We start from the raw sequence: 20,525 nt of genomic DNA, 5'->3' as shown, positions 1-20,525 counted from the left end.
GCTCGACGATCCCGGGGGCCTAGACCGTCTCGGCGCGCTTCTGCCGCGCGGGCTCGGCGGGGTCGGAGGGTCCGTTCCAGATCGAGACGATGCCCCAGACGACGGCCGCGATCGGCACGGCCAGCACGGCGCCGACGATGCCGGCGAGGACGGTGCCCACGGTCAGGGCGATCAGGACGATCAGCGGGTGCAGCTTCAGCGAGCGCGCCATCACGACCGGCTGGAGGAAGTTGCCCTCGAGCTGGTTGACCCCGATGACGACCAGGATCACGATCAGCGCGGCGACCGGGCCGTTGGCGACCAGGGCGACGAGAGCGGCGAGGATGCCGGCGGCCGTGGCTCCGACGATCGGGATGAACGCGGTGAGGAAGACGATGACGGCCAGCGGGATCGCCAGCGGCACCTGGATGATCGCCAGCGCGACACCGATGCCGATCGCGTCGACCGCCGCGACGGTCGCCGTTCCGCGGACGTAGCCGCCCAGCACGTCGACCGTCTTGTGCCCGACGCGCTTGGCGCGCTCGTAGCCCGAGCCGGTGAAGGGGCGCAGGAGGAACTCCCAGATCTTCGGGCCGTCCTTCATGAAGAAGAAGAGCACCACGATCATCAGCACGAGGCCGGTGATGAAGTTCGCCGCTGCGGAGACGCCCGCGAGCGCGCCGTTGCCGAACGAGCTGGAGGTGAGGAAGTCGACGACCGACTGGCGGGCGGACTCGATCTGCTCGTCGGTGATCTGGAAAGGCAGGTGCTGCACGTAGTCCTGCAGCGAGGTGATGCCGTCGGAGGCGCTGCTGACCAGCTCGTCCCACTGGTTGCGGACCGCGACCGTGATCAGCCAGCCGACCGCGCCGAGGATCGCGAGCAGCCCGATCAGCGCCAGCCAGGTCGCGAGGATCGACGGCACGCCCTTGCGCCGCATCCACGCCAGGACCGGGTGGATCGCCGCGGCGAGGATGAGCGCGATCATCACGGGGATGAGCACCAGCGTGAGCTGCGTCATCGCGAAGACGAGCACCGAGGCCAGCAGGAGGACGATGACCACCTGGAGGCAGCGGGTGGCGAACCGGCCGAGGCCGTCGCTCCAGACCCGCCGCTGCGGATCGGGTGCGCTCGGCTGCGGCGCGGCGGCGCTGGTCGAGGAGTCGTTGCGGTCGAAGAAGCCCATGGAGGGACGGTATCGGCTCGGGCCGACCTGCCGTCCCTCCTTGACACCCGGCCGCGCCGCGGCGATCCGGGGGTCAGAGACCGGCGGGCTTCTCCGGCGTGCGCAGCCAGGTGTCGAAGAAGTCCGCCAGGTCGGAGCCGGAGACGTTCTCGGCCAGGGCCTGGAAGTCGGCGGTCGTCGCGTTCGAGTAGCGGTTCTCGGAGGCCCAGCGCTTCAGCAGCACGCCGAACGCGTCCGCGCCGATCCGGTCGCGGAGGGCGACGAGGGTCAGGCCGCCGCGGGCGTAGACGGGCGCGTCGAAGAGGCCCGCGGCTCCGGGGTCGGCGACGGCGGTCGACCAGAACGGGTCGTCGGCGGGAGCGGCGGCGACCCGGGCGGCGGACTCGGTGACGCTCGCGCCGCCGGTGTGCTCCTCCCAGAGCCACTCGGCGTAGGTCGCGAAGCCCTCGTTCAGCCAGATGTCGGACCAGGTCTCCGGAGTGACGCTGTCGCCGTACCACTGGTGCGCGGTCTCGTGCGCGACGGTCGACTCGTCCGCGCCGCCGGAGTAGAACGAGCGGCCCTGGGTCTCGAGGGCGTAGCCGATCCGCTCGTCGTCGACCACGGCTCCGGCCGAGCGGAACGGGTACGGGCCGAAGACGGAGGAGAAGTAGTCGATGATCGCGCCCTGCTTCGCGAGCGCCGCCTCGGTGCGGGCGCGGGTGTCGCCGGTGATGTCCCGGTCGATCGCGTCGATGGTCGTCACGCCGCCCCGGGTGGAGCGGACCAGGTCGTAGTCGCCGATGTTCACCATGGCGAGGTAGCTCGCCATCGGGCTGGTCTCGACCCAGCGCGAGGTCGTCCACCCCTTCGACGTGGTGGGGGAGCCGACCGGCAGGCCGTTCGCGACCACCGTCCGGCCCTCCGGGACCGTGATGCTGAAGGTGTAGCGCGCCTTGTCGGCGGGCGAGTCGTTGACGGGGTACCAGGTCGAGGCGCCGTCCGGCTCGCTGGCGACCAGGGCGCCGTCGTCCGTCGACCACCAGCCGAAGGGGGCCCCGGTGCCGTCGACGGGGTTCCCGGTGGTCCCGGCGTAGTCGATGCTCACCAGCGCGGGCAGGCCCTTCCGGAGGGTCCGGGCGGGCGTGACGGTCAGCTCGTCCCCCGACTGCGAGAACCGGGCGCCCCCGGCGTTGACGGTGACCTTCGAGACGGTGAGGCCGGTCAGGTCGAAGGAGAGCGAGCGCAGGTCCTTCTGGGGCGCGAGGGTGACCACGGCCCTGCCGCCGAGGGCCCGGGTCGCCGGATCGTACTTCAGGACGAGGCTGTAGGTGAGGGCGTCGAAGCCGCTGCTGCCGAGGCCGGGGAAGTACGGATCGCCGGCGCTGGTGCCCCCGTCGACGGCGCCCGCGCGGGCGGCGGGGGAGGCGATGGCGGCGGGTGCGAGGAGGAGGGAGGAGGCCACGAGCGCGCTGAGCGCGGCTGACGCACGGAATGTCATGTCCGCACGCTAGCGGGCGGGCGTTTCGTGCGCGTGTCGGCACCGTGCCGAGGAGAAGCCTCGTCGATCGACGGACGGGCGATGACGCTCCTGCCGGGGCGAGTCAGCTGCGGAATCCGTCGCGGCCACGGAGCATCGCACGGTGGAACTACCCATTCGAGCCGCCGGAGCCCCGCGGATCGTTGCGGCGGCGACGGATTCCGCACTACAGTCGCCGTGTTCATGCAGGTGCATGGGGTGCGGTACCCGAAGCCGCACTGCACCGCCCTGCTCGGAGCAGACGCCTCCGCCGGGAGGGATGACGATCCTCTCTCCCGGCGGGAGGCGGACCGGGCGGATCCGCCCGGCCGCCGCCGGCGCTACGCCGGGACGCGCACCGTCAGCCCGCCGGGCTCGATCCAGGTGCGGAACGCCGAGGTCGAGCCGAACGGATCGCCGTCGAGCTCGATCTCCTGCGCGTGCTCGAGGCGGACCGTGAGGTCGCGGCCCTTCACGTACCGCAGGGCCGACACCTCCTTGGTCAGGCCCATCAGCTTCTTGCCGACGACGCCGCTGCGGCGGAGCACGCCGTTCTCCCACACCACCTTGAAGATGATCTGCACCCAGCCGAAGAAGCCCTCGGGGCGCAGCAGGACGATGTCGAACTCGCCGTCGTCGACGGCCGCGTCCGGCAGCAGGAGGATGTTCGCCGGCAGGGCGCCGCAGTTGCCCACGATGATCGTGTGCGCGCGCACCTTGCGGGTCTTCGAGCCGTCGAGGCGGTAGCGGAACTCGAGCTGGTTCTTGTCGAGCAGGGCCTTCCGCAGCGCGTCCACGTAGGCGAGCCAGCCGGCCCGCTTCTTGAGGTCGTCGTCGGTGTTGGCGAGCATCTTCGCGTCGATCCCGAGGCCCGCCATCACGACGTAGGCGTGGCGGTCGCGGCCCGTGGAGGTCTCGATGTCGATCATCCCGACGTCGATCGCCCGGTCCTGTCCGGAGAACGCGACGGTCAGGGAGTTGTCGATGTCGTCGAGCGTGAGGTTCAGGTTGCGGGCGAGCAGGTTGCCGGTGCCGGAGGGCAGCAGCGCGAGCGAGGCGTCGGAGCCGCGGAGGGCCTCCGCCACGACGCGGACCGTCCCGTCGCCGCCGGCCGCGATCACGACGTCGGCGCCCGCGGCGAGGGCCTCCTTCGTCTGACCGGCTCCGGGGTCCTCGACGGAGGTCTCGTACCAGAGCGTCTCCTCCCAGCCGGCGGCCTCCTCGGCGCGCTTCACAGCGGCCTTCACCGACTCCAGGTCGACCTTGACGGGGTTGTAGACGAGCGCGGCACGGCGGCGCTCAGGCATCGTCGCGGCTCTCGTCGAGCTCGTCGCCGTTCTCGTCGACACGGCCCGGACGCACGGCGGCGTCCTCGCGGATGTCGATGCGGGTGTCGCCGGCCTCGGTGGTGGAGACCTCGATGCGCGGGGCCGCGTCGGCCTCCGTCGCCTTCGGGGCGCTGGTCAGCTGGTCGTGGCGGTCGTCCGCGCTCTGGTCGGTCATGCCTGGACGGTAGCAGCGGGCGATCCGCGCCCGCGCGGGCTTGCGTCAGCGGCTGCGTGCCGCCTGAAGACCCCAGAGCACGAGCGGGATCTGGAGCGGGAGGCGCAGCAGCGTGATCACCCGGGTCCGAGGCCGACGGGCGTCCCGCGCCATCTGCACGTTGCCGGGGAGGACGGCGGCCATCAGGGCGGCGGAGGCGAGACCGCCGGCCGCGCGGGTCCGCGGGTGCAGCGTCGCGGCCGCGCAGACCAGCTCCGCCGCTCCCGAGACGAGGACCCATCCGCGCGCCGAGCCGGGCATCCCTCGCGGGACGACCGCGTCGAAGGTCCGCGGGTGCACCAGGTGCACGACTCCCGAGACCGCCATCGCCGACACGAGCACGAGCGGGCCCGCGCCCAGGCGGCTCATCGGCCCTCCGCCCCGCGCTCGAGCGGAGCGACGTGGTCGAGGATCCGGCGCCACTCGCGCACGAGCGCCAGCCGGCCGGCCCCGTCGACCGTCACGGTGCGCGCCCGCGCGAGGCGGCCGCGGTACCAGCGGCCGTCCTCGGCGCTCGCCACCGGGTCCGCGTCGCCGTGGACCAGGAGCGTCTCGGCGGTCACCCGGTCGAGGTCGTCGGCCCAGGAGCCGTCGCGGAGCGCCGCGAGGTCGGTCGCGGCGCCGCTCGAGCCCTGCCGCCAGCCCTCGGCGAGCATCCGCTCCAGCCGGTTGCGCAGTCCGCCGTGGGTGGCGAGCACCGGGTCGTCGGAGTCGATCCCGAGCGCGTCCAGGCCCGGCTGCGTCTGCGGGAGGGCGGCGGCGATCGCGTCGGCGTCCTCTCCGCGGAGGGTCTCGCGCCGCTCCCACGCGCTGGTGGGGTGCACGATCACGCCGGCCTGCGGGGGCGCGGGGGTGCCGACCAGCGCGAGGCGGTCCACGAGGTCGGGGTGCCGGGCCGCGAGCGAGAGCGCGAACGCGCCGCCGGAGCCCCAGCCGACCACGCCGACGCTGCCGAAGCGGGCGCCCTCGACCATGCGGGCGGTGCGCTCGGAGCGGCGCAGGTACTCGGCGAGGTCGTCCGCGCGGTCCTCGACGCGGCCGTGAGCGGCGTCGACCGGGTCCGAGGCGCCGTAGCCGGGGCGGTCGAGGATCAGCAGGTGCAGACCCCACGGACCGGTGACGGTCGGGTCGGGGTCGAAGCCGCCCGCTCCGGGAGTGGGGTGGCAGAACACCACCAGCCGGTCGGCGACGGGATCGCCCGCCGCCGAGACGCCCATCCCGCGGCCGGACCGCAGCTCGAAACGGTGGTTCGCCATGTCGCCTCCCGGGTGCGCCGAGGGTCGGCGCGTCGCCCCCAGTCAAGCGGAGACGGCGGCCCGCGCGCTGGGCCTTGTGCCGGAGCGGGAGCAGTCGGACGCGTCCGGAGCGGGCGTGCTCGATGCGGGTGGTGCGACCGTCGTCAACCCCGGTGACGCGCCCTCCGCCGTCCGGTGGACTGGACGGTCCCTCGAGGAAGGACCACCCGTGATCCGCACAGCACTGCCCGCGACCGTCGACGACGTGGAGCTCGACCCGGTCGGCGACGACGGCTGGCGGGTCCGCGCCCGCACCGAGGACCCGCGGGAGCCGGAGGCCGTGCTCGGCTTCATCACGCCGGTCGACGGCGGCTTCGAGGCGCACCGCCTCGGGCTGCCGCAGGAGGACGTGACCTGCCCGTCGCTCGAGGACGCGCTCTCGAGGTACGTCGCCGAGGAGCCGCTGCCCGCGTGGATCCGCTCCGCCCGGAAGGATCCGCGGACCGGCTTCCTCGGCGAGCGGGAGGTCGTGGTCGGCACCCCCGAGGCCGAGGGGGCGGGCCTCCTGGTCGTGCACGTCGACGGCGAGCTCGCCGGGCACGTCGTCGCGACCACCCCGATCGCCTTCGTCGCCGAGCGCGGCGACCTCCCGCCCCTCGTCGTCGAGTCGATGGACGGGCTCCTCGCGCTCGTCTCGGGACTGCGCCGGTAACCCCTGCCCCCCGCGGAGGTCGACCCCCGTGGCAGGCGGCCGGCCGCCGCCTAGCGTGCTGGGAGCGGGCCGGCACCGCCGCCGCCCCGCACCACGGACGACGAAGGGAATCACCATGACCGACTTCACCGACCGCACCGCGATCATCACCGGCGGCGCCGGAGGCATCGGCCTCGCGACCGCCCGCGCGCTCCTGGACGCCGGAGCCCGCGTCGTGCTGGTCGACATCGACCAGTCGGCGCTCGACGAGGCGGCCGCGGGCCTCGAGGCGGAGGGGCGCGTCCTCACCGTCCGCGCCGACGTCTCCGACCCCGACGACGTCGACCGCTACGTGAGCGCGACCGTCGACGCCTTCGGCGGGATCGACGTCTTCTTCAACAACGCCGGCATCGAGGGGAGGGTGGCGTCGATCGTCGACACGGCCCCCGAGGACTTCGACCGCGTCATCGGCATCAACCTGCGCGGTGCCTTCCTCGGGCTCCGCTCCGTGCTGCCGCGGATGATCGAGCAGGGGCGGGGCAGCGTGATCAACACCTCCTCCGTCGCCGGGCTCGACGGCGCCCCGGGCCTCAGCCCCTACGTCGCCTCGAAGCACGGGGTCGCCGGGCTCACCAAGAGCGCGGCCCTCGAGGTCGCGGGCACCGGCGTCCGGGTCAACTCGATCCACCCGTCGCCCGTGAACACGCGGATGATGCGCTCGATCGAGGCGGGCGGCGGCGACGCTGAGAAGCAGCGTGCCGCCTACGAGGCCGGGATCCCGCTCGGACGCTACGCCGAGGCCTCGGACATCGCCGCGCTGGTGCTCTTCCTCGCCTCGGACGAGAGCTCGTTCATCACGGGCGCCCAGTACCGGATCGACGGCGGGATGGGCGCCGGGCAGTAGCGGCGCGGGCCGGGCCGCGGGCGGGAGCCGTCGTCGCCGACGCACCGTCCGTTCGCCCGATGTTCACGTGACGCCGCGGAGGAGGGGAGCGAGGATGGGGGCGTGTCCCGTCGCCTCCTCCTCCCCGTCGCCGGCGTCCTCGCCGCGGCCCTCGCTGCCGGCGGGCTGACGCTCCTCGTCTGGACGATCGACGAGACGCCGTTCGCACGGCCCGACGCCGGCTTCGACCGTCTGACGAGCGAGGTCGCCGCGGTGCCCGGAGTCTCCCTCGATGGCGCCGAGCGCTGGGTCGAGGCGCCGGCGTTCGGCCCGCCGACCTCCTGGGTCGGGGTCGCGGTCGAGGAGCCGGCGCTCGCCGACGCCCTCGCGACGGCCTGCGCGACCGAGTACGCGGATCCGGTGCTGTGGTCGTTCCGGGCGACGTCCGCAGGCGGGAACACCCTCTCCTTCGCGGGCGCGGAGGAGCCGACCGCCGCGTGCCCCGCTCCCGCTGTCGACGCGTCGGCCCTGCTCGAGCGGATCGACGGGCTCGGCCGCGACCTGGAGCTGCACGCGTCGCTCCGCGAGGGGTCCTTCGCCCTCGACTCCTTGGAGGACGTCTCCGGCGGGCTGCCCGCGCTGCTCCCGATCGTCCGGGCGGCGGAGGACCTGCGGGACGCTGCGGGCGCGGAGCGGGGCGCCCCGGTCGAGATCTCCGGTCCCTGGGCCGCGATCACCGTCGGTCCCGGCGAGCAGGAGCGGACCGCCGCGCTGCTCACGACCCTCGTCGAGGAGCACGGCGTCACCGCCTACTGGGCGACCGAGGACGGCCTGCGGATCGTCGCGCCCGACGGCGGGCACGCCGCGATCGAGGCCGCTGTGCGCGACTCCGGGCTGCCGGTGGCCGACCGGTCCCTGCGCTTCGAGGCCGACGAGTCCTGACGCCGGGCGGCCGTGAACGGGTGCGGCCTGGCTCAGACCTCGGTGGCGGGTGCTCGACGGGCTCCCCGGCTCACGACGGGAGGCACCTCCAAGACGGGGACTGCACGCTTCATGAACCGGTCGAAGTCCGGAACAGTGAACGCGGCGTACCCGTGCTCGGGAGTGAACAGGAGCCCCATCCCGATCAGCTCCGCGCGGACCGATCCGAGCTGAGTGGACGCGCGCTCCAGAAGCGCCGCGACGTCGCCCGCTTTCTGGGGCTCTGGTCCGAGCTCCGCCATGGCTCGCATGTACGCGGTCTGAAGTGGACTCGCCCGATCGAGTCGCACGCGGAAGAAGGAGCTGTCCAGCTTCGCCTCGTAGGCCTCCCTCGCCAGTTCGACGTCCTCCCGGTGGATGCGATCGTTCTCAGCCACCGTCCAGACCTGGTAGCCCAGTTCCTGGATGAAAGAGGGGTATCCGGTCGTGATCTCGACTGCGAGTTCAACAGCGTCGTCGTCGTAGACCGCGCCCTCGGCCGCTGCCGGCTCTCGGAGAGCCGCTACCGCTTCGTCGTGATCGAGCGAGTCGATCCGCGGAAAGGTGAAGAGCCGCTCGGCGTACGATCTCGCATCGCCCGCTAGCTCGGCGATCTGCGGAAGACCGGCACCGACGAACGTGACGGGGAGGCTCCGCTGCACGGTCTTGTGGATGGCTTGGATGAGCGCTTCGAGCTGCGGTGAGTCGAGGAACTGGACCTCGTCGATGAGCAGGACGATCCCCTCGCCCTGCTCGGCCGCCGCTTCACCCACGGCGACGAGGACGTCCGTCAGGTCCAGTCCGAGATCCCGATGATCGGCCACTCCTTCTGCCGGCGGTACATCCCATCCGATGGACCACTCGCCGTCCGCTCCGACAGACACCGCGAAGGCGCTCAAGACCGCGGCGGCGTGCCTCCCGCGGTCGGTCCATCTCGCGCGGGGAGACAGGCGGAGGAGTGCCGCCTTGAGCTGGGATGCCAGCACCTGGCGGAACCGGCCCTCGTCGTGCTTGACCGCCTCGAACTCGATCACTGTCCCCGTTCTCCTCTTGGGCGATCGTCCGGAAGCCGTTGAGAAGGACCGTCTTTCCGACGCCCCGCAGCCCCGTGATGATCATCGACTGGTTCGTGCGGCCCCGTCGCAGGCACGTCAGCAGGGTGCGGAACGCCTGGGTCTGCTCGTCTCTGCCGATGAGGATCTCCGGTCGCGCTCCCGCGTTCGGCGTGTAGGGATTGTCGACGGCATCCATACGGGCCGGTTCAGGAGTCTTACTGTGCTTTATCCAGATCGAGTGAAGCGCAGTAAAGCCATCGAACGGCGCCCGTCACGCGCGCCAGGCCGCCAGCTCCTCCGCAGCCGCCAGGACGCGGTGGGTCGGCGAGAGGTCGAGGACGCACGCGCCTGAGCGCCTGCGAGGCCCGGATCCCGCCTCCTGGACCCGCGACCCAGGGAACGCTGGCAGGATGTACGGGACGGTCGGTGCGCGAGAGCGCGCCGCACGGACGGCGCCGCCCGCTGAGAGCGGCCCCGCCCGGCCCCGTCCCGCACACCTCCACCCGCTCCCGACAGCGCTCACAGCGCCGGAGCGACACATCACCGCGGCCCGACCGGGCGCGCGGTCGGACCCTGCGCCGCGCGCCCGCGTCCAGCCACTCCCTCCCGGAAGAACCGCATGAGAAACGCCAGAACCGCCAAGCCCGCCCGCCACCACCTCGAGCTCCCCAAGCCCAAGCCCCTCGAGAAGGGCGCCATGCGGATCACCCCGCTCGGCGGCCTCGGCGAGATCGGCCGCAACATGACCGTCTTCGAGCACAAGGGCAAGCTGCTCATCGTCGACTGCGGCGTCCTCTTCCCCGAGGAGAACCAGCCCGGCATCGACGTGATCCTCCCCGACTTCGCCGCGATCCGCTCGCGCCTGAAGGACATCGAGGCCATCGTCCTCACCCACGGCCACGAGGACCACATCGGCGGCGTGCCGTACCTCCTCAAGGAGCGCGGCGACATCCCGATCATCGCCTCGACCTTCACCCTCGCGCTGATCAGCGCGAAGCTGCAGGAGCACCGCATCACCCCGCGCACGCGCCCGGTGAAGGAGGGCGACCGGATCGACGCCGGCGTCTTCGACCTCGAGTTCCTCGCCGTGAACCACTCCATCCCGGACGGGCTCGCCGTCGCGATCCGCACCGAGGCCGGCCTCGTGCTGCACACGGGCGACTTCAAGATGGACCAGTTCCCGCTCGACGGGCGCACCACCGACCTCCCCGGCTTCGCGCGCCTCGGCGACGAGGGCGTCGACCTGTTCCTGGTCGACTCCACGAACGCCGACGTCCCCGGCTTCGCGATCTCGGAGGGCGACCTCGCCCCCGCGATCGACCAGGTGTTCCGCACCGCGCCGCGCCGCATCGTCGTGTCCAGCTTCGCGAGCCACGTGCACCGCATCCAGCAGGTCCTCGACGCCGCGCAGCGCCACGGCCGCAAGGTCGCCTTCGTCGGCCGCTCGATGGTCCGCAACATGGGCATCGCCGCCGACCTGGGCTACCTCAAGATCCCGGCCGGCCTCGTCGTCGACATGAAGGTGCTCGAGAAGCTCCCCGCGACCGAGATCGTGATGATCTGCACCGGTTCGCAGGGCGAGCCGATGGCGGCGCTCTCGCGCATGGCCAACAAGGACCACATCATCGACATCGGCCCCGGCGACACCGTGCTGCTGGCCAGCTCGCTGATCCCCGGCAACGAGAACGCGATCTACCGGATCATCAACGCCTTCACCCGCTGGGGTGCCACCGTCGTGCACAAGGGCAACGCCAAGGTGCACGTCTCGGGCCACGCCAGCGCGGGCGAGCTCGCCTACTGCTACAACATCCTGCGCCCCACCGCGGTGCTCCCCGTGCACGGCGAGTGGCGCCACCTCACCGCGAATGCGGCGATCGCGACGCGCACCGGGATCGACGAGAAGGACGTCTTCGTCATCGAGGACGGCGTCTCGATCGACCTGGTGAAGGGCCGCTCGCGCATCAGCGGGCGCATCCCGGCCGACCAGATCCTGGTCGACGGCACCACGATGGGCGTCGCCACCGAGGACGCGATGAACGACCGCATCGTCCTCGCCGAGGAGGGGGCCATCACGGTCCTCGCCATCGCCGACCTCGACCGCGGCACGCTCGGCGAGCCCGTCGAGTTCTTCACCCGCGGCTTCGTCGAGGAGCCGGGCTGGAAGGCCAATGCGAGCAAGGCGATCGACGACGCCGTCCTGCAGGCCGCGGGCAAGCCGGTCGAGCTCGAGGCCATGGAGGCGCTGATCACGCGCACCCTCGGCCGCTGGCTGACCCGCCGCCACCGCCGGAACCCGGTCATCACCACCATCGTCGTCGAGGAGTAGGCGCCTTCCACGCCGCCCTCCGCCTCCGCTACCCCCTGCCCCGCGAGGCGCGGGCGGAGCAGAGTGGGAGGGTCGGCAGGTCGCCGACGCGAAGGGAGAGCGCCATGAGCACCGACCGCACCACGGGTGAGGACACCGAGAAGACCGAGGACCTCCCCGACGGCACCGGGACGGACACCTCCTCCGGTGGCGGCGACACCGACACCGTCTCCGGCGGCGAGCCGGACGAGCCCGCCGAGTAGGGCCGTGAACGACGAAGGGCGGGACCGCGAGGTCCCGCCCTTCGTCGTTCCGCCGATCAGATCAGCGGGCCGTCGCTCTCGCTCGAGCGGCGGGTGACCTGCTCGCCGCTGGCCGGGTCGACGGCCGAGCGCGTGGTCGAGACGGCCTGGCGGCGGCGCGTCAGCAGGACCAGCCCGAGGATCAGGCCGACCGCTCCGGCCGCCATGAGGATGTAGCCGACCAGCTTCAGGTCGATCCCGGACACCTGCACGTCCACCGCGAAGGCGAGGACCGCGCCGACGACGAGGAGGAAGATCCCTGCTCCGATGCTCATTGCGTGCTCCTTCTGACTGCCGCCGGAGCGCACGCGGGAAGCGCGCAGGGGCACCGGCGATCGCCCCACGGTAGACCCCGGGTCCGGCGGCCCCCAGGCCTTCCGGCGGGAGCCTCCGGGGGTGTAGGGCGGTGCGGGTCAGCGGTCGGAGACGCGGAGCATCACGCGGGTGCGGTCGGCGCGGGTGACCAGGCCCTCGATCAGGAGGAACACGCGGTACTCGAGCCGGTACTTCGCCAGGAACACGCGGCCCAGGCGCTCGACCTCGCCGGGGTCGGCGTCGATCTCCGCGGCGGCCTCGACCGGCACCGCGTAGTCGGAGACGCGGCCGCGGCGGTCGCACGGGACGAGGGTCACCCGCGCGTCGTTGCGGAGGCGCTTCACCTTGCCGCTGCGGCGGGGAGTGGTGACGATCAGCTCGTGGCCGTCGCGGGCGATCCAGACCGGGGTCGAGACGGCGTCCCCGGACTTCCGGAACGTGGTGAGCGAGACGAAGCGCTCGTCGGCGAGGGCGGTGAGGTCCTGGGAGAGGGGCATGTCCGAAGTAGAGCGGCCGGGAGCGGTCACCGCAAGCCTCCGTGGCACCTCGATCCGCCCCCGTAGGGTGGAGTGATGACCGACGCGACGCCTCTGATCGGCCCGACCGAGGCGCCCGATCTGCACGTGATGACCTACAACATCCGCCGGCGGATGCCGCGCCTCACCTCCCGCGCCGTCGACCAGTGGGACCGGCGCCGCCCGCTCGTCCAGCGGGTGCTGGAGCAGGAGCGCCCCTCGATCCTCGCCGTGCAGGAGGCGCTGCCGGACCAGTCGGCCGCCGTGCACGAGGCGCTGGGCTCCTCCTTCGAGGCGATGGGCTTCGGCCGGGACGCGGACCGCGGCGGCGAGCGCGTGATGCTCTTCGTCGACCGCAGCCGCTACGCCGTCCGGCACTGGACCCAGATCGCCCTCTCGGACACCCCGGACGTCGCCGGCTCGCGCAGCTGGGGCAATCGCATCCCGCGCACCGCGGTGATCGCGGAGCTGACCGATCACGCGACCAGCCGCGAGCTCACCGTGATCTCGACCCACTTCGACCACATCTCGCGGCGCTCGCGCCAGCGCTCCGCCGAGCTGATCGCCCGCCGCGTCCTCGAGCTCGGACGCCCCGCGATCGTGATGGGCGACACCAACACCGACGTCGACACCGTCCCCTACCGGACGATCCTCGAGGAGGGCCGCCTCGCGGACGCGTGGGAGACGGCGGAGAAGCACCTCACCCACTCGTGGAGCACCTTCTCGAACTACCGCGCGCCGGCGCCGGGCAAGCGGATCGACTGGCTGCTCGTCAGCGAGGGCGCCTTCGAGGTCGTCTCCGCGGGGATCAACGCCGTCCGCTACGGGGGAGCGGCGCCCTCCGACCACGAGCCGGTCCAGGCCGTGCTGCGCTTCACGAAGCCGTGAGCGGCTCCGCCCTCGTCGAGACCTTCCTCGAGCCCCCGCGCACCCGCGGGGAGTGGACGGCCGACGGCATCCGCGCGATCGGGGCGGCGAGCATCGTGGCGGCCGCGATCGGCTGGGACCTGGTCGACGTGGCGGTGCTCGCGCTCGCGGCGATCGGGCTGGTGCTGCCGCGCTTCCTCGGCATCCGTCCGGCGCTCGACGCCCTCTTCGGGCTCGCGCTGCTCGTGGCCTCCTGGAGCAGCGTCCTCGGCCTCTACGAGGCCTGGCCGCAGTGGGACCTGGTCGTGCACTGCGTGCTCAACGGGCTGATCGCCGCGGTGGCCTACATCATCGCCGCGCGGGCCGGAGTCGTGCCGGCGGTCGCGGGCGATCGCGGGCCGCTGCTCCCGGCGGTCGTGCTCTGCGCCTGCTTCGGGACGACGGCGGGCGTCCTGTGGGAGTGGGGCGAGTGGGCGGGGCACCGCTTCATCGACTCCTCGATCTTCGTCGGCTACGAGGACACGCTCGGCGACCTCGCCGCAGGTGCGCTGGGCTCGATCCTCGCCGGCGCGCTGATGCGCTTCTGGTCCGCGAAGTCCCGGGTGGTCGGACCGGGCGCCTCGCGCGGCGTCGGAGGTGCGGCGTAGCCTGTCCCGCATGTGCGGCCGCTTCGCGATGGACTCCGAGACCGATGAGCTGATCCGCGAGTTCGTCGCCGCGGGCGGGCGCGCCGAGGACTGGGCGCCCGACTACAGCGTCGCTCCCACCGACGTCGCGCCGATCGTCCGCGAGCGGCTCCACGACGGCGAGCGGGAGCGCGAGCTGGAGCTCGCGTCCTGGGGCTTCACCCCGTCCTGGTCGAAGGGCAGGGGGCCCTCGCCGATCAACGCGCGCCTCGAGTCGGTCGCGACGAACGGCCTGTTCCGCGGGGCGTTCGCCAAGCAGCGCGCGATCGTCCCGATGCGCGGGTACTACGAGTGGGAGACCCGCGCCGACGGCAAGCAGCCCTGGTTCCTGCAGGGCGAGGAGCCGATCCTCGCCGCGGCCGGCCTCTACACGGCCCGCAAGGAGGGCGACGACTGGCGCGTCTCCTTCACGATCATCACCCGCGAGGCGCGCGACGCCTCCGGCGAGGTGCACGACCGGATGCCCGTGTTCCTCACGCCCGACGTGCGCGACGCCTGGCTCGACCCGGCTCCGCTCGCCTCCGCCGAGGAGATGCTCGCCACCCTCGACCGGGCGTCCGTCGCGATGGCCTCGACCGTCACGGCCCACCCGGTCGACCGCCGCGTGAACAACTCCCGCACCGTCGACCGCCGCGACCCGGGCCTGCTGACGCCGGTCGCCTGAGGCCGTTCGCTCGGAAGGCGCGGGACGATCCGCGCGATCTGCGGAACCCCCCGGGCGAGGGCGGACGACGGGTGGTGGGTGGACCGGAGAGCACGGGAGGGGCGGAGCCGCGGCCCCGCCCCTCCCGGGCGTCCTACTTCGTGCCGGCGTGACCCGGGAACGGCTTGCCGTTCAGCGAGACCTCGTCGGGGTCGACCTCGACGTCGCCCACGTCGTCCGGGCCGCCCGTGCCGGGCACGGCCTTCACCTCGGCGGAGCCGGAGACCTCGGTGCGGCTCTCCGCCGGATCCGAGTCCTGCTTGGCCTCGGTCTCGCGCTCGCTGCCGGGCGACTCCGAGATGTCCTTCTCGATGGTCTCGCTCTCGGAGGAGGTGGCGGGAGCCGCCCCGTCCGGCTTGCCGATGGTCGAGCCCTGGTCGTCCTGCTCCGTGCGGTCCTGGTCCATGTCGTCGCCTTTCGTCGGGACCTCCGACGCTACGTCGGGGCGCGCGCGGGGGCACCCGCTTGACAGCCCGGCCGGGGGAGGGCGGCGTGCAGGGTCGACGTACTACCCTGGGTCGACGGTCGCACCGGGGGGCGCGGCACACCCGCCGCCGACCGCGAGGAGGACCCGTGGCATCCCACCGGACAGGCGACACCCGCATCGTCGGGACGACGGTCGACGGCCGGTACACGATCGAGGAGCTCATCGGCCGCGGCGGCATGGCCACGGTCTACCGGGCGCGAGACGGCGTCCTCGGCCGCTCCGTCGCGCTGAAGATGTTCGCCCCCGGCATCGACGACGCGCAGGACCTGCAGCGCAAGGCGTCCGAGATCCGGCTGCTCGCGGCCCTCAACCACCCCGCCCTCGTCACCCTCTACGACGCGCACGACGGCGGCGACGACACCAACGGCCAGGCCTACATGGTGATGGAGCTCGCCGAGGGCCCGAGCCTGTCCGAGCGGCTCGCCGAGGGCCCGGTCGCGCCGAACGACGTCGCCTCGATGGCGGGCGACCTCGGCGAGGCCCTGCACACGGTCCACGCGGCCGGAGTCGTGCACCGCGACGTGAAGCCGTCGAACGTGCTGCTCGTCCCGAGCCCGCTGACCAGCCGCGAGTTCCGCCCGAAGCTGGCCGACTTCGGCATCGCCTCCCTCATCGACGCGACGCGGATCACCGCGCCGGGCACCCTCATCGGCACCGCCGCCTACCTCAGCCCCGAGCAGGCGCACGGCGACCCGGTCACCTCGGCGAGCGACATCTACTCCCTCGGCCTGGTGCTCCTGGAGTCGCTGACCGGCCGCCGCCCGTTCACGGGCTCGGCGATCGAGGTCACGCTCGCCCGCCTGCTCCGCGACCCCGAGGTCTCGGAGTCGCTCGGCAGCGGCTGGACCTCGCTCCTGACCTCGATGACGCGGCGCGAGCCCGGCGAGCGTCCCGCCGCGCTCCAGGTGGCGGAGTCGGCACGCCGCCTGATCGATCCGCGGCGCGACTCCCCGCCGGCGGCCATCATCGTCCCCGACGTCCCCGCCACCCGGGTGATGTCGACGGAGCCGCTCGCCGAGACCGAGCCGATCACGCGGACGGAGGCGCTCGACCCGACCCGCCGGCTCGCGGCCGACGCGTACCCGGCCACGGAGGCGATCGCTCCGACGCAGCGCTTCACCGCGACCGAGCGGATCGCACCGGCACCGCGGACCGCTCCGGCGCCGCAGACCGCTCCGTCGCCGCGCACGGCTCCGCTCCGCCCCGCGGCCGCCCCTCCGCAGCGCCGCGGCCCGAGCCCGTGGCTGATCGTGCTGGTGCTCGCGCTGGTCGCGGTCGCCGTCGGGCTCGCGATCATCCTGATCGACGGTCCCCAGTCGCCTCTGCCGCAGGTGGACGGCGAGCTGGGCGACCACCTCCGTCAGCTGCGCGAGAGCATCCGCTCGTGAGGGGCCTCCGACTGCGCGCCGCCGGCGCCGTGCTCGCCTCGGTCCTGCTGCTGAGCGGATGCTCCTCCGCGCCGCAGGGCATCGACGAGGGCACCGCCCAGACCCTCGACGACGCGGTGGTGGCCGTCGCCGAGAAGGCCTCGGCCGACGACTACCAGGGCGCTCTCACCGAGCTCGCCTCGCTGCAGTCGGCGCTCGACGCCGCGCTCGCCGAGGGATCCGTCAGCTCCGACCGCGCAGCGACGGTGCAGGCGCAGGTCGACGTCGTCCGCGGCGACCTCGAGGCCCTGATCGCGGGAGCCCCGGAGCCGGCACCGGCCGAGACGACCGAACCGGCTCCCGAGGAGACGACCCCGGTCGAGGAGGAGCCGGAGGACACGCCGGCCCCCGTCGAGACCGAGGACGACCCCGCCCCCTCGCCCGAGGAGTCGGAGCCGGAGGAGACGCCGACCGAGCCGGAGGAGCCCGCGGAGGAGACCCCGGCCGCTCCCGGCGAGGACGCTCCGGGGAACAGCGGTGGCGCTCCGGGGAACAGCGGCGACGCACCCGGCAACAGCGGGAACGCTCCCGGCAACGGCAACGGCAACGGCAACGGCAACGGCAACGCGGGCGGCAACGGCAACGGCAACGGCCCCGGCGGTCGCGGTGCGGCGACCGGGGTCGGCGCCCCCGCGGGCAGCGGTGCCGCGCCCGGGGCCGCGAAGGGCCCCGGCGGCCGCTAGAGCGCTACTCCTGCGTCGAGAGCACGGCGAACGCGGCGTCGAGCTCGACGTCCACGTCCGTGCCGTCCTCGCGGGTGACCTCCACCTCGAAGGCGTGGTCGGCGTCGTCGCTGCGCTCGGCCTCGGTGACGGTCCCGGAGCCGACGGCGCCCAGCGCCGCCTCGCTCGCGCGGGCCAGGTCGTCGCCGGTGAGGTCGTCCGGGTCCACGGCGGCCGCGGTCGGGTCGCCGGCAGGCACGCCGTCGTCGCCCGAGCCGGCCTGGAGGGCGCGGTCGTCGGGGTCCACGGACACGACGGCGAAGGAGTCGTCGAGGCGCACCTCGTACTCGAGGCCGTCGCGGTCGGTCAGGTCCAGCTCGTAGCCGGTGGCGCCGTCGTCGTCGCGCTCGGCCGAGGTGACGGTCCCGCCGCCGATCTCGGCGAGCGCGGCCTCGCTCGCGCGGTCCAGGTCGCTGCCGGTGAGGGAGTCGGACCCCTCGAAGCCGTCGGTCGCGGCGTAGGCGATGCCCGTCCCGGCTCCGATCAGCACGACCGCTCCGGCGATCCCGGCGATGATCTTCGTCTTCTTCTGCACGATGGCTCCGTCCCGGCGCCGCTCGTCGACGCCTCCAGCACTCTCGCGGTCGGGCGCTGAAGCAGGCCTGAAGCGCCCGCTCAGCGGACGAGCGGCACCCGCACCTCGACCCGGGCGCCGCCCAGCGCCGAGTCGCCGACGACGACCCGTCCGCCGTGGGCCCGCGCGATCCCGGCGACGATCGCCAGGCCGAGGCCCGACCCTCCGGCGTCGCGCGCCCGGCCCTCGTCGAGGCGGACGAAGCGCTCGAGCACCCGCTCGCGCTCCGCCGCCGGGATCCCCGGCCCGTCGTCGTCCACCGCGAGCACCGCCTCCGCTCCGTCGACCCGTGTCGAGAGCGCCAGCTGCGAGGAGCGGTGCCGCACCGCGTTGTCGACCAGGTTCCGCAGCGCCCGCGAGAGCAGGGCCTCGTCGGCCACCGCCTGCACGGGCGAGATCCCGCTCGCGTCGACCCGGGCTCCGGAGTCGCGCAGGCGCCGCACCTCGCCGAGGGCGAGGTCGTCGAGGTCCACCGGGGCCGCCGCCAGGGCCAGGCGCGCCTCGTCCGACCGGGCGAGCAGCAGCAGGCCCTCGATCAGCCCGCCGAGCCGCACCGACTCCTCCGCGACCGTCCTCGCCAGCCGGGCGGAGTCGAGCCGGTCCGGGTGCGCGAGCGCCACCTCCGCGGTCTGGCGCAGCGCCGCGACGGGGGAGCGCAGCTCGTGCGAGGCGTCCGAGACGAAGCGCCGCTGCCGCTCCTGCCCGCTCTGCAGCCGATCGAGCATCCGGTTGAGGGTGTGCGCCAGCCGGTCGACCTCGTCGCCGGAGCCGGGAGCGGCGATCCGGCGGTCCAGGGCGGAGGAGGTGACCGCCTCGGCCTCCGCGCGCATCCGCTCCACGGGGCGCAGCGCCCGGCCGACGACGACGGCGCACACCACCGCCACCAGCGCGATCAGCAGCGGGACGGCGACCGCGAGCAGCCCGATCGTCGTGGACACCGCCTCCTCGCGGCCCTCGTCGGGCACGCCGACCACGACGAGGGAGTCGTCGTCGAGCTCTCGGGCGGCGACCACCACCGCCCCCTCGTCGTCCATGTCGACCGTGACCGGGTCGTCGCTCTCGGCCAGCGCGAGCGGAGGGAGGTCCTCCGCGTCCTCGCCCGCGGCGGTCACCCGCCCGTCGACCACGAGCTGGACCAGTCCCTCCGAGCCGCGGACGGCCTCCGGGCCGCCCTGCTCGACCAGCGCCGCGACCCGCTCCGCCTCGGCGTCGGCGGCGGAGGCGGCGCTCGAGGCGAGCACGGAGGAGAGGACCAGGACGAAGAGCACGCTCCCGAGGAGCGCGGCGGCGGCCACCACGGCGGTCGCGGCCGCGGTGATGCGGGTCCGCAGGCTCCGGCGGCTCACCCGGCCACCAGCGTGTAGCCCGCCCCGCGCCGGGTGCGGAGTGTGTCGCGGCCGAAGGGCCGGTCGATCTTGTTGCGCAGGGTGCGGACGTAGACCTCGACGATGTTCGGGTCGCCGTCGTAGTCGAAGTCCCAGACGGCTCCGAGGACGTCGCGTTTGGAGACGACCTCGCCCGCCCGCGAGACGAAGTACTCGAGGACGCTGAACTCGCGCGCGGTCAGCGGCACGGCGACTCCGCCCCGCTCGACGCTCCGGGACGCCGGATCCAGCACGAGATCGCCGACGACTCGCACCGTGGGCCGCTCGGCGGCTCCGCGGCGGATGAGGGCACGCAGCCGCGCGACGAGCACCGGGAACGAGAACGGCTTGGTGAGGTAGTCGTCGGCGCCGGTGTCGAGGGCCTCGACCTGGTCGAGGTCGCCGTCCTTCGCGGTGAGCATCAGGATCGGGGTCCAGTCCTCGGCGGCGCGCAGCCGCTCGCAGACGCGGAAGCCACTGACGTCCGGGAGCATCAGGTCGAGGACGATGGCGGCGTAGTCGGCCTCCTGCGCGTACCAGAGGGCGTCGGTGCCGGTGGTCGCGGTGTCCACGGCGAAGCCCTCGGCCTCCAGGCCCGTCTCGAGGGCGCGGAGCAGGTTGATCTCGTCGTCGACGACCAGGATGCGGATGGCGGCCTCCCCGGGCTCGGCGCGCGGGGCCCCGCGCGAGCCCAGGCTAGCCGCGGCCCCGCTGAAGCCCGCCTGAAGGGCCGGCGGACCACCGCGTCCCGCCGAGGCGCCGGCTCCCCGCCGGGACACCGGCCGGAGCGCGGTGTCCCGGCGGGACGCGCGGCGCCCGGGCGCGGGTCACTCGTCGCGGTCGGTGTACTCGCCCTCGCCCTCGGCGGAGGTGCCCGCGGCGCTGGTGTCGACGTAGCTGCCCTTGTCGGCGGTGCTCTGCTCGTTGACCGAGGTGTCGACGTAGCTGCCCTCGGCCTCGCCGGCGGTGTGCGAGACGCCCTCCGTCGAGGTGTACTCGCCGCCTTCGGTGTCCTCGGTGCTCGTGCCCTCGGCGACGTGACGGCCGTGGCCGGCGGTGTGCTCGTCGTGACCCTCGTGGTGGTCGTGGTGCTCGTGACCCTCGTGGTGCTCGTTGTCGTGGTCGTGGTGGGCCATGGCGGCCTCCTCGCTTCGTCGCGTCGGTGCGCGGTCGGATCGGCCGCGCTCGCTCCGAGACTTCTGCATCGGGGGCGGGGGTGCAAGACGTGG

Annotated in this window: 24 protein-coding genes and 1 pseudogene; 10 read left to right on the top strand and 15 right to left on the bottom strand. The window is 73.5% G+C overall.

Annotation, left to right across the window (positions count from 1 at the left end; genetic code table 11):
* Nucleotides 1-19: 19 nt before the first annotated feature.
* The 6 genes from C5C57_RS08060 to C5C57_RS08035 form a co-directional block, all read right to left on the bottom strand.
* The gene (locus C5C57_RS08060; protein ID WP_104226105.1) at nucleotides 20-1,165 is read right to left on the bottom strand and encodes an AI-2E family transporter; all 1,146 of its coding nucleotides are present in this window, start codon (nucleotides 1,163-1,165) and stop codon (nucleotides 20-22) included.
* Between the two features lie 73 nt (nucleotides 1,166-1,238).
* Nucleotides 1,239-2,645 carry a M1 family metallopeptidase gene (locus C5C57_RS08055; RefSeq protein WP_104246948.1) on the bottom strand — a complete coding sequence of 469 codons (1,407 nt, stop codon included), beginning with the start codon at nucleotides 2,643-2,645 and terminating at the stop codon, nucleotides 1,239-1,241.
* A 359-nt stretch (nucleotides 2,646-3,004) separates the two neighbouring features.
* Nucleotides 3,005-3,970 (bottom strand): diacylglycerol kinase family protein, encoded by a 966-nt coding sequence (locus tag C5C57_RS08050; protein ID WP_104222931.1) that lies wholly within the window; start codon nucleotides 3,968-3,970, stop codon nucleotides 3,005-3,007.
* Nucleotides 3,963-4,166 carry a multidrug transporter gene (locus C5C57_RS08045; RefSeq protein ID WP_104222930.1) on the bottom strand — a complete coding sequence of 68 codons (204 nt, stop codon included), beginning with the start codon at nucleotides 4,164-4,166 and terminating at the stop codon, nucleotides 3,963-3,965. The genes C5C57_RS08050 and C5C57_RS08045 overlap by 8 nt, the downstream gene beginning before the upstream one ends.
* A 45-nt stretch (nucleotides 4,167-4,211) precedes the next feature.
* On the bottom strand, nucleotides 4,212-4,574 hold the full coding sequence (locus tag C5C57_RS08040; protein ID WP_104222929.1) for a hypothetical protein: 363 nt from the start codon (nucleotides 4,572-4,574) through the stop codon (nucleotides 4,212-4,214).
* Entirely contained in the window at nucleotides 4,571-5,461 is an 891-nt protein-coding gene (locus tag C5C57_RS08035; protein WP_104246947.1) for an alpha/beta fold hydrolase, read from the bottom strand. Before C5C57_RS08035 ends, C5C57_RS08040 begins: the two co-directional genes overlap by 4 nt.
* A gap of 208 nt (nucleotides 5,462-5,669) precedes the next feature.
* Here C5C57_RS08035 and C5C57_RS08030 point away from each other — a divergent pair, with 208 nt between their 5' ends.
* The 3 genes from C5C57_RS08030 (at nucleotide 5,670) to C5C57_RS08020 (ending at nucleotide 7,956) form a co-directional block, all read left to right on the top strand.
* The gene (locus tag C5C57_RS08030) at nucleotides 5,670-6,152 is read left to right on the top strand and encodes a hypothetical protein (protein ID WP_104246946.1); all 483 of its coding nucleotides are present in this window, start codon (nucleotides 5,670-5,672) and stop codon (nucleotides 6,150-6,152) included.
* A gap of 115 nt (nucleotides 6,153-6,267) precedes the next feature.
* Complete coding sequence (locus C5C57_RS08025; RefSeq protein ID WP_104226110.1) at nucleotides 6,268-7,035, top strand: SDR family NAD(P)-dependent oxidoreductase; 768 nt, start codon at nucleotides 6,268-6,270, stop codon at nucleotides 7,033-7,035.
* Nucleotides 7,036-7,137: 102 nt separating this feature from the next.
* Nucleotides 7,138-7,956 (top strand): hypothetical protein, encoded by an 819-nt coding sequence (locus C5C57_RS08020; protein WP_104246945.1) that lies wholly within the window; start codon nucleotides 7,138-7,140, stop codon nucleotides 7,954-7,956.
* Between the two features lie 32 nt (nucleotides 7,957-7,988).
* Here C5C57_RS08020 and C5C57_RS08015 read toward each other — a convergent pair whose 3' ends face one another.
* A complete protein-coding gene (locus C5C57_RS08015; protein WP_258072363.1) occupies nucleotides 7,989-9,008 on the bottom strand; it encodes an ATP-binding protein in 1,020 nt (339 codons plus the stop codon).
* Between the two features lie 70 nt (nucleotides 9,009-9,078).
* A pseudogene (locus C5C57_RS18455) lies at nucleotides 9,079-9,225 on the bottom strand (ATP-binding protein); the annotation flags it as partial.
* A 423-nt stretch (nucleotides 9,226-9,648) separates the two neighbouring features.
* On the opposite strand from C5C57_RS18455, the gene C5C57_RS08010 reads away from it, so the two are divergent.
* Together C5C57_RS08010 and C5C57_RS18085 are read left to right on the top strand one after the other, a co-directional pair.
* Nucleotides 9,649-11,355, top strand: a complete 1,707-nt coding sequence (locus C5C57_RS08010) for a ribonuclease J (protein ID WP_104222925.1) — start codon at nucleotides 9,649-9,651, stop codon at nucleotides 11,353-11,355.
* Between the two features lie 104 nt (nucleotides 11,356-11,459).
* Nucleotides 11,460-11,597 carry a hypothetical protein gene (locus tag C5C57_RS18085; protein WP_159940924.1) on the top strand — a complete coding sequence of 46 codons (138 nt, stop codon included), beginning with the start codon at nucleotides 11,460-11,462 and terminating at the stop codon, nucleotides 11,595-11,597.
* 56 nt (nucleotides 11,598-11,653) lie between these two features.
* On the opposite strand, the gene C5C57_RS08005 is transcribed toward C5C57_RS18085, so the two are convergent.
* Nucleotides 11,654-11,911, bottom strand: a complete 258-nt coding sequence (locus tag C5C57_RS08005) for a DUF6458 family protein (protein ID WP_104222924.1) — start codon at nucleotides 11,909-11,911, stop codon at nucleotides 11,654-11,656.
* Between the two features lie 138 nt (nucleotides 11,912-12,049).
* Complete coding sequence (locus C5C57_RS08000) at nucleotides 12,050-12,448, bottom strand: PPOX class F420-dependent oxidoreductase (RefSeq protein WP_104246944.1); 399 nt, start codon at nucleotides 12,446-12,448, stop codon at nucleotides 12,050-12,052.
* A gap of 75 nt (nucleotides 12,449-12,523) precedes the next feature.
* Here C5C57_RS08000 and C5C57_RS07995 point away from each other — a divergent pair, with 75 nt between their 5' ends.
* From C5C57_RS07995 to C5C57_RS07985, 3 genes are read left to right on the top strand one after another with little or no spacing between them, the layout of a single operon-like run.
* Nucleotides 12,524-13,354: an endonuclease/exonuclease/phosphatase family protein gene (locus C5C57_RS07995; RefSeq protein WP_104226113.1), complete on the top strand. Its 831-nt coding sequence runs from the start codon at nucleotides 12,524-12,526 to the stop codon at nucleotides 13,352-13,354.
* Complete coding sequence (locus tag C5C57_RS07990; protein WP_104246943.1) at nucleotides 13,351-13,980, top strand: hypothetical protein; 630 nt, start codon at nucleotides 13,351-13,353, stop codon at nucleotides 13,978-13,980. Before C5C57_RS07995 ends, C5C57_RS07990 begins: the two co-directional genes overlap by 4 nt.
* Before the next feature lie 10 nt (nucleotides 13,981-13,990).
* Complete coding sequence (locus C5C57_RS07985; RefSeq protein WP_104226115.1) at nucleotides 13,991-14,683, top strand: SOS response-associated peptidase; 693 nt, start codon at nucleotides 13,991-13,993, stop codon at nucleotides 14,681-14,683.
* 133 nt (nucleotides 14,684-14,816) lie between these two features.
* Here the strand turns inward: C5C57_RS07985 and C5C57_RS07980 are convergent, their stop codons facing one another.
* Complete coding sequence (locus tag C5C57_RS07980; protein ID WP_104222919.1) at nucleotides 14,817-15,128, bottom strand: hypothetical protein; 312 nt, start codon at nucleotides 15,126-15,128, stop codon at nucleotides 14,817-14,819.
* 167 nt (nucleotides 15,129-15,295) lie between these two features.
* Here C5C57_RS07980 and C5C57_RS07975 point away from each other — a divergent pair, with 167 nt between their 5' ends.
* Together C5C57_RS07975 and C5C57_RS18080 are read left to right on the top strand one after the other, a co-directional pair.
* Entirely contained in the window at nucleotides 15,296-16,597 is a 1,302-nt protein-coding gene (locus C5C57_RS07975) for a serine/threonine-protein kinase (protein ID WP_104246942.1), read from the top strand.
* The gene (locus C5C57_RS18080; protein ID WP_181027116.1) at nucleotides 16,594-17,319 is read left to right on the top strand and encodes a hypothetical protein; all 726 of its coding nucleotides are present in this window, start codon (nucleotides 16,594-16,596) and stop codon (nucleotides 17,317-17,319) included. The genes C5C57_RS07975 and C5C57_RS18080 overlap by 4 nt, the downstream gene beginning before the upstream one ends.
* Nucleotides 17,320-17,323: 4 nt before the next feature.
* Here the strand turns inward: C5C57_RS18080 and C5C57_RS18075 are convergent, their stop codons facing one another.
* The 4 genes from C5C57_RS18075 to C5C57_RS18070 form a co-directional block, all read right to left on the bottom strand.
* Nucleotides 17,324-17,893, bottom strand: coding sequence for a PepSY domain-containing protein (locus tag C5C57_RS18075; RefSeq protein WP_104233065.1), 570 nt, complete (start codon nucleotides 17,891-17,893; stop codon nucleotides 17,324-17,326).
* Between the two features lie 80 nt (nucleotides 17,894-17,973).
* Entirely contained in the window at nucleotides 17,974-19,278 is a 1,305-nt protein-coding gene (locus C5C57_RS07960; RefSeq protein ID WP_104246941.1) for a cell wall metabolism sensor histidine kinase WalK, read from the bottom strand.
* On the bottom strand, nucleotides 19,275-19,946 hold the full coding sequence (locus tag C5C57_RS07955) for a response regulator transcription factor (RefSeq protein WP_104222956.1): 672 nt from the start codon (nucleotides 19,944-19,946) through the stop codon (nucleotides 19,275-19,277). The genes C5C57_RS07960 and C5C57_RS07955 overlap by 4 nt, the downstream gene beginning before the upstream one ends.
* A gap of 177 nt (nucleotides 19,947-20,123) precedes the next feature.
* Entirely contained in the window at nucleotides 20,124-20,432 is a 309-nt protein-coding gene (locus tag C5C57_RS18070; RefSeq protein WP_181027115.1) for a hypothetical protein, read from the bottom strand.
* Between the last annotated feature and the right edge of the window lie 93 nt (nucleotides 20,433-20,525).

It is taken from the genome of Rathayibacter sp. AY1C5 (assembly GCF_002931705.1).
Classification (GTDB): domain Bacteria; phylum Actinomycetota; class Actinomycetes; order Actinomycetales; family Microbacteriaceae; genus Rathayibacter.
Note: the sequence above shows the minus strand (reverse complement) of the source record. Positions and strands in the feature narration are given on the sequence as shown.

What these genes read in the sequence shown, in the direction of transcription:
- C5C57_RS08060 (WP_104226105.1), bottom strand. Translation starts at nt 1,165, where the DNA reads ATGGGCTTCTTCGACCGCAACGACTCCTCGACCAGCGCCGCCGCGCCG.
- C5C57_RS08055 (WP_104246948.1), bottom strand. Translation starts at nt 2,645, where the DNA reads ATGACATTCCGTGCGTCAGCCGCGCTCAGCGCGCTCGTGGCCTCCTCC.
- C5C57_RS08050 (WP_104222931.1), bottom strand. Translation starts at nt 3,970, where the DNA reads ATGCCTGAGCGCCGCCGTGCCGCGCTCGTCTACAACCCCGTCAAGGTC.
- C5C57_RS08045 (WP_104222930.1), bottom strand. Translation starts at nt 4,166, where the DNA reads ATGACCGACCAGAGCGCGGACGACCGCCACGACCAGCTGACCAGCGCC.
- C5C57_RS08040 (WP_104222929.1), bottom strand. Translation starts at nt 4,574, where the DNA reads ATGAGCCGCCTGGGCGCGGGCCCGCTCGTGCTCGTGTCGGCGATGGCG.
- C5C57_RS08035 (WP_104246947.1), bottom strand. Translation starts at nt 5,461, where the DNA reads ATGGCGAACCACCGTTTCGAGCTGCGGTCCGGCCGCGGGATGGGCGTC.
- C5C57_RS08025 (WP_104226110.1), top strand. Translation starts at nt 6,268, where the DNA reads ATGACCGACTTCACCGACCGCACCGCGATCATCACCGGCGGCGCCGGA.
- C5C57_RS08010 (WP_104222925.1), top strand. Translation starts at nt 9,649, where the DNA reads ATGAGAAACGCCAGAACCGCCAAGCCCGCCCGCCACCACCTCGAGCTC.
- C5C57_RS18085 (WP_159940924.1), top strand. Translation starts at nt 11,460, where the DNA reads ATGAGCACCGACCGCACCACGGGTGAGGACACCGAGAAGACCGAGGAC.
- C5C57_RS08005 (WP_104222924.1), bottom strand. Translation starts at nt 11,911, where the DNA reads ATGAGCATCGGAGCAGGGATCTTCCTCCTCGTCGTCGGCGCGGTCCTC.
- C5C57_RS08000 (WP_104246944.1), bottom strand. Translation starts at nt 12,448, where the DNA reads ATGCCCCTCTCCCAGGACCTCACCGCCCTCGCCGACGAGCGCTTCGTC.
- C5C57_RS07995 (WP_104226113.1), top strand. Translation starts at nt 12,524, where the DNA reads ATGACCGACGCGACGCCTCTGATCGGCCCGACCGAGGCGCCCGATCTG.
- C5C57_RS07985 (WP_104226115.1), top strand. Translation starts at nt 13,991, where the DNA reads ATGTGCGGCCGCTTCGCGATGGACTCCGAGACCGATGAGCTGATCCGC.
- C5C57_RS07980 (WP_104222919.1), bottom strand. Translation starts at nt 15,128, where the DNA reads ATGGACCAGGACCGCACGGAGCAGGACGACCAGGGCTCGACCATCGGC.
- C5C57_RS18070 (WP_181027115.1), bottom strand. Translation starts at nt 20,432, where the DNA reads ATGGCCCACCACGACCACGACAACGAGCACCACGAGGGTCACGAGCAC.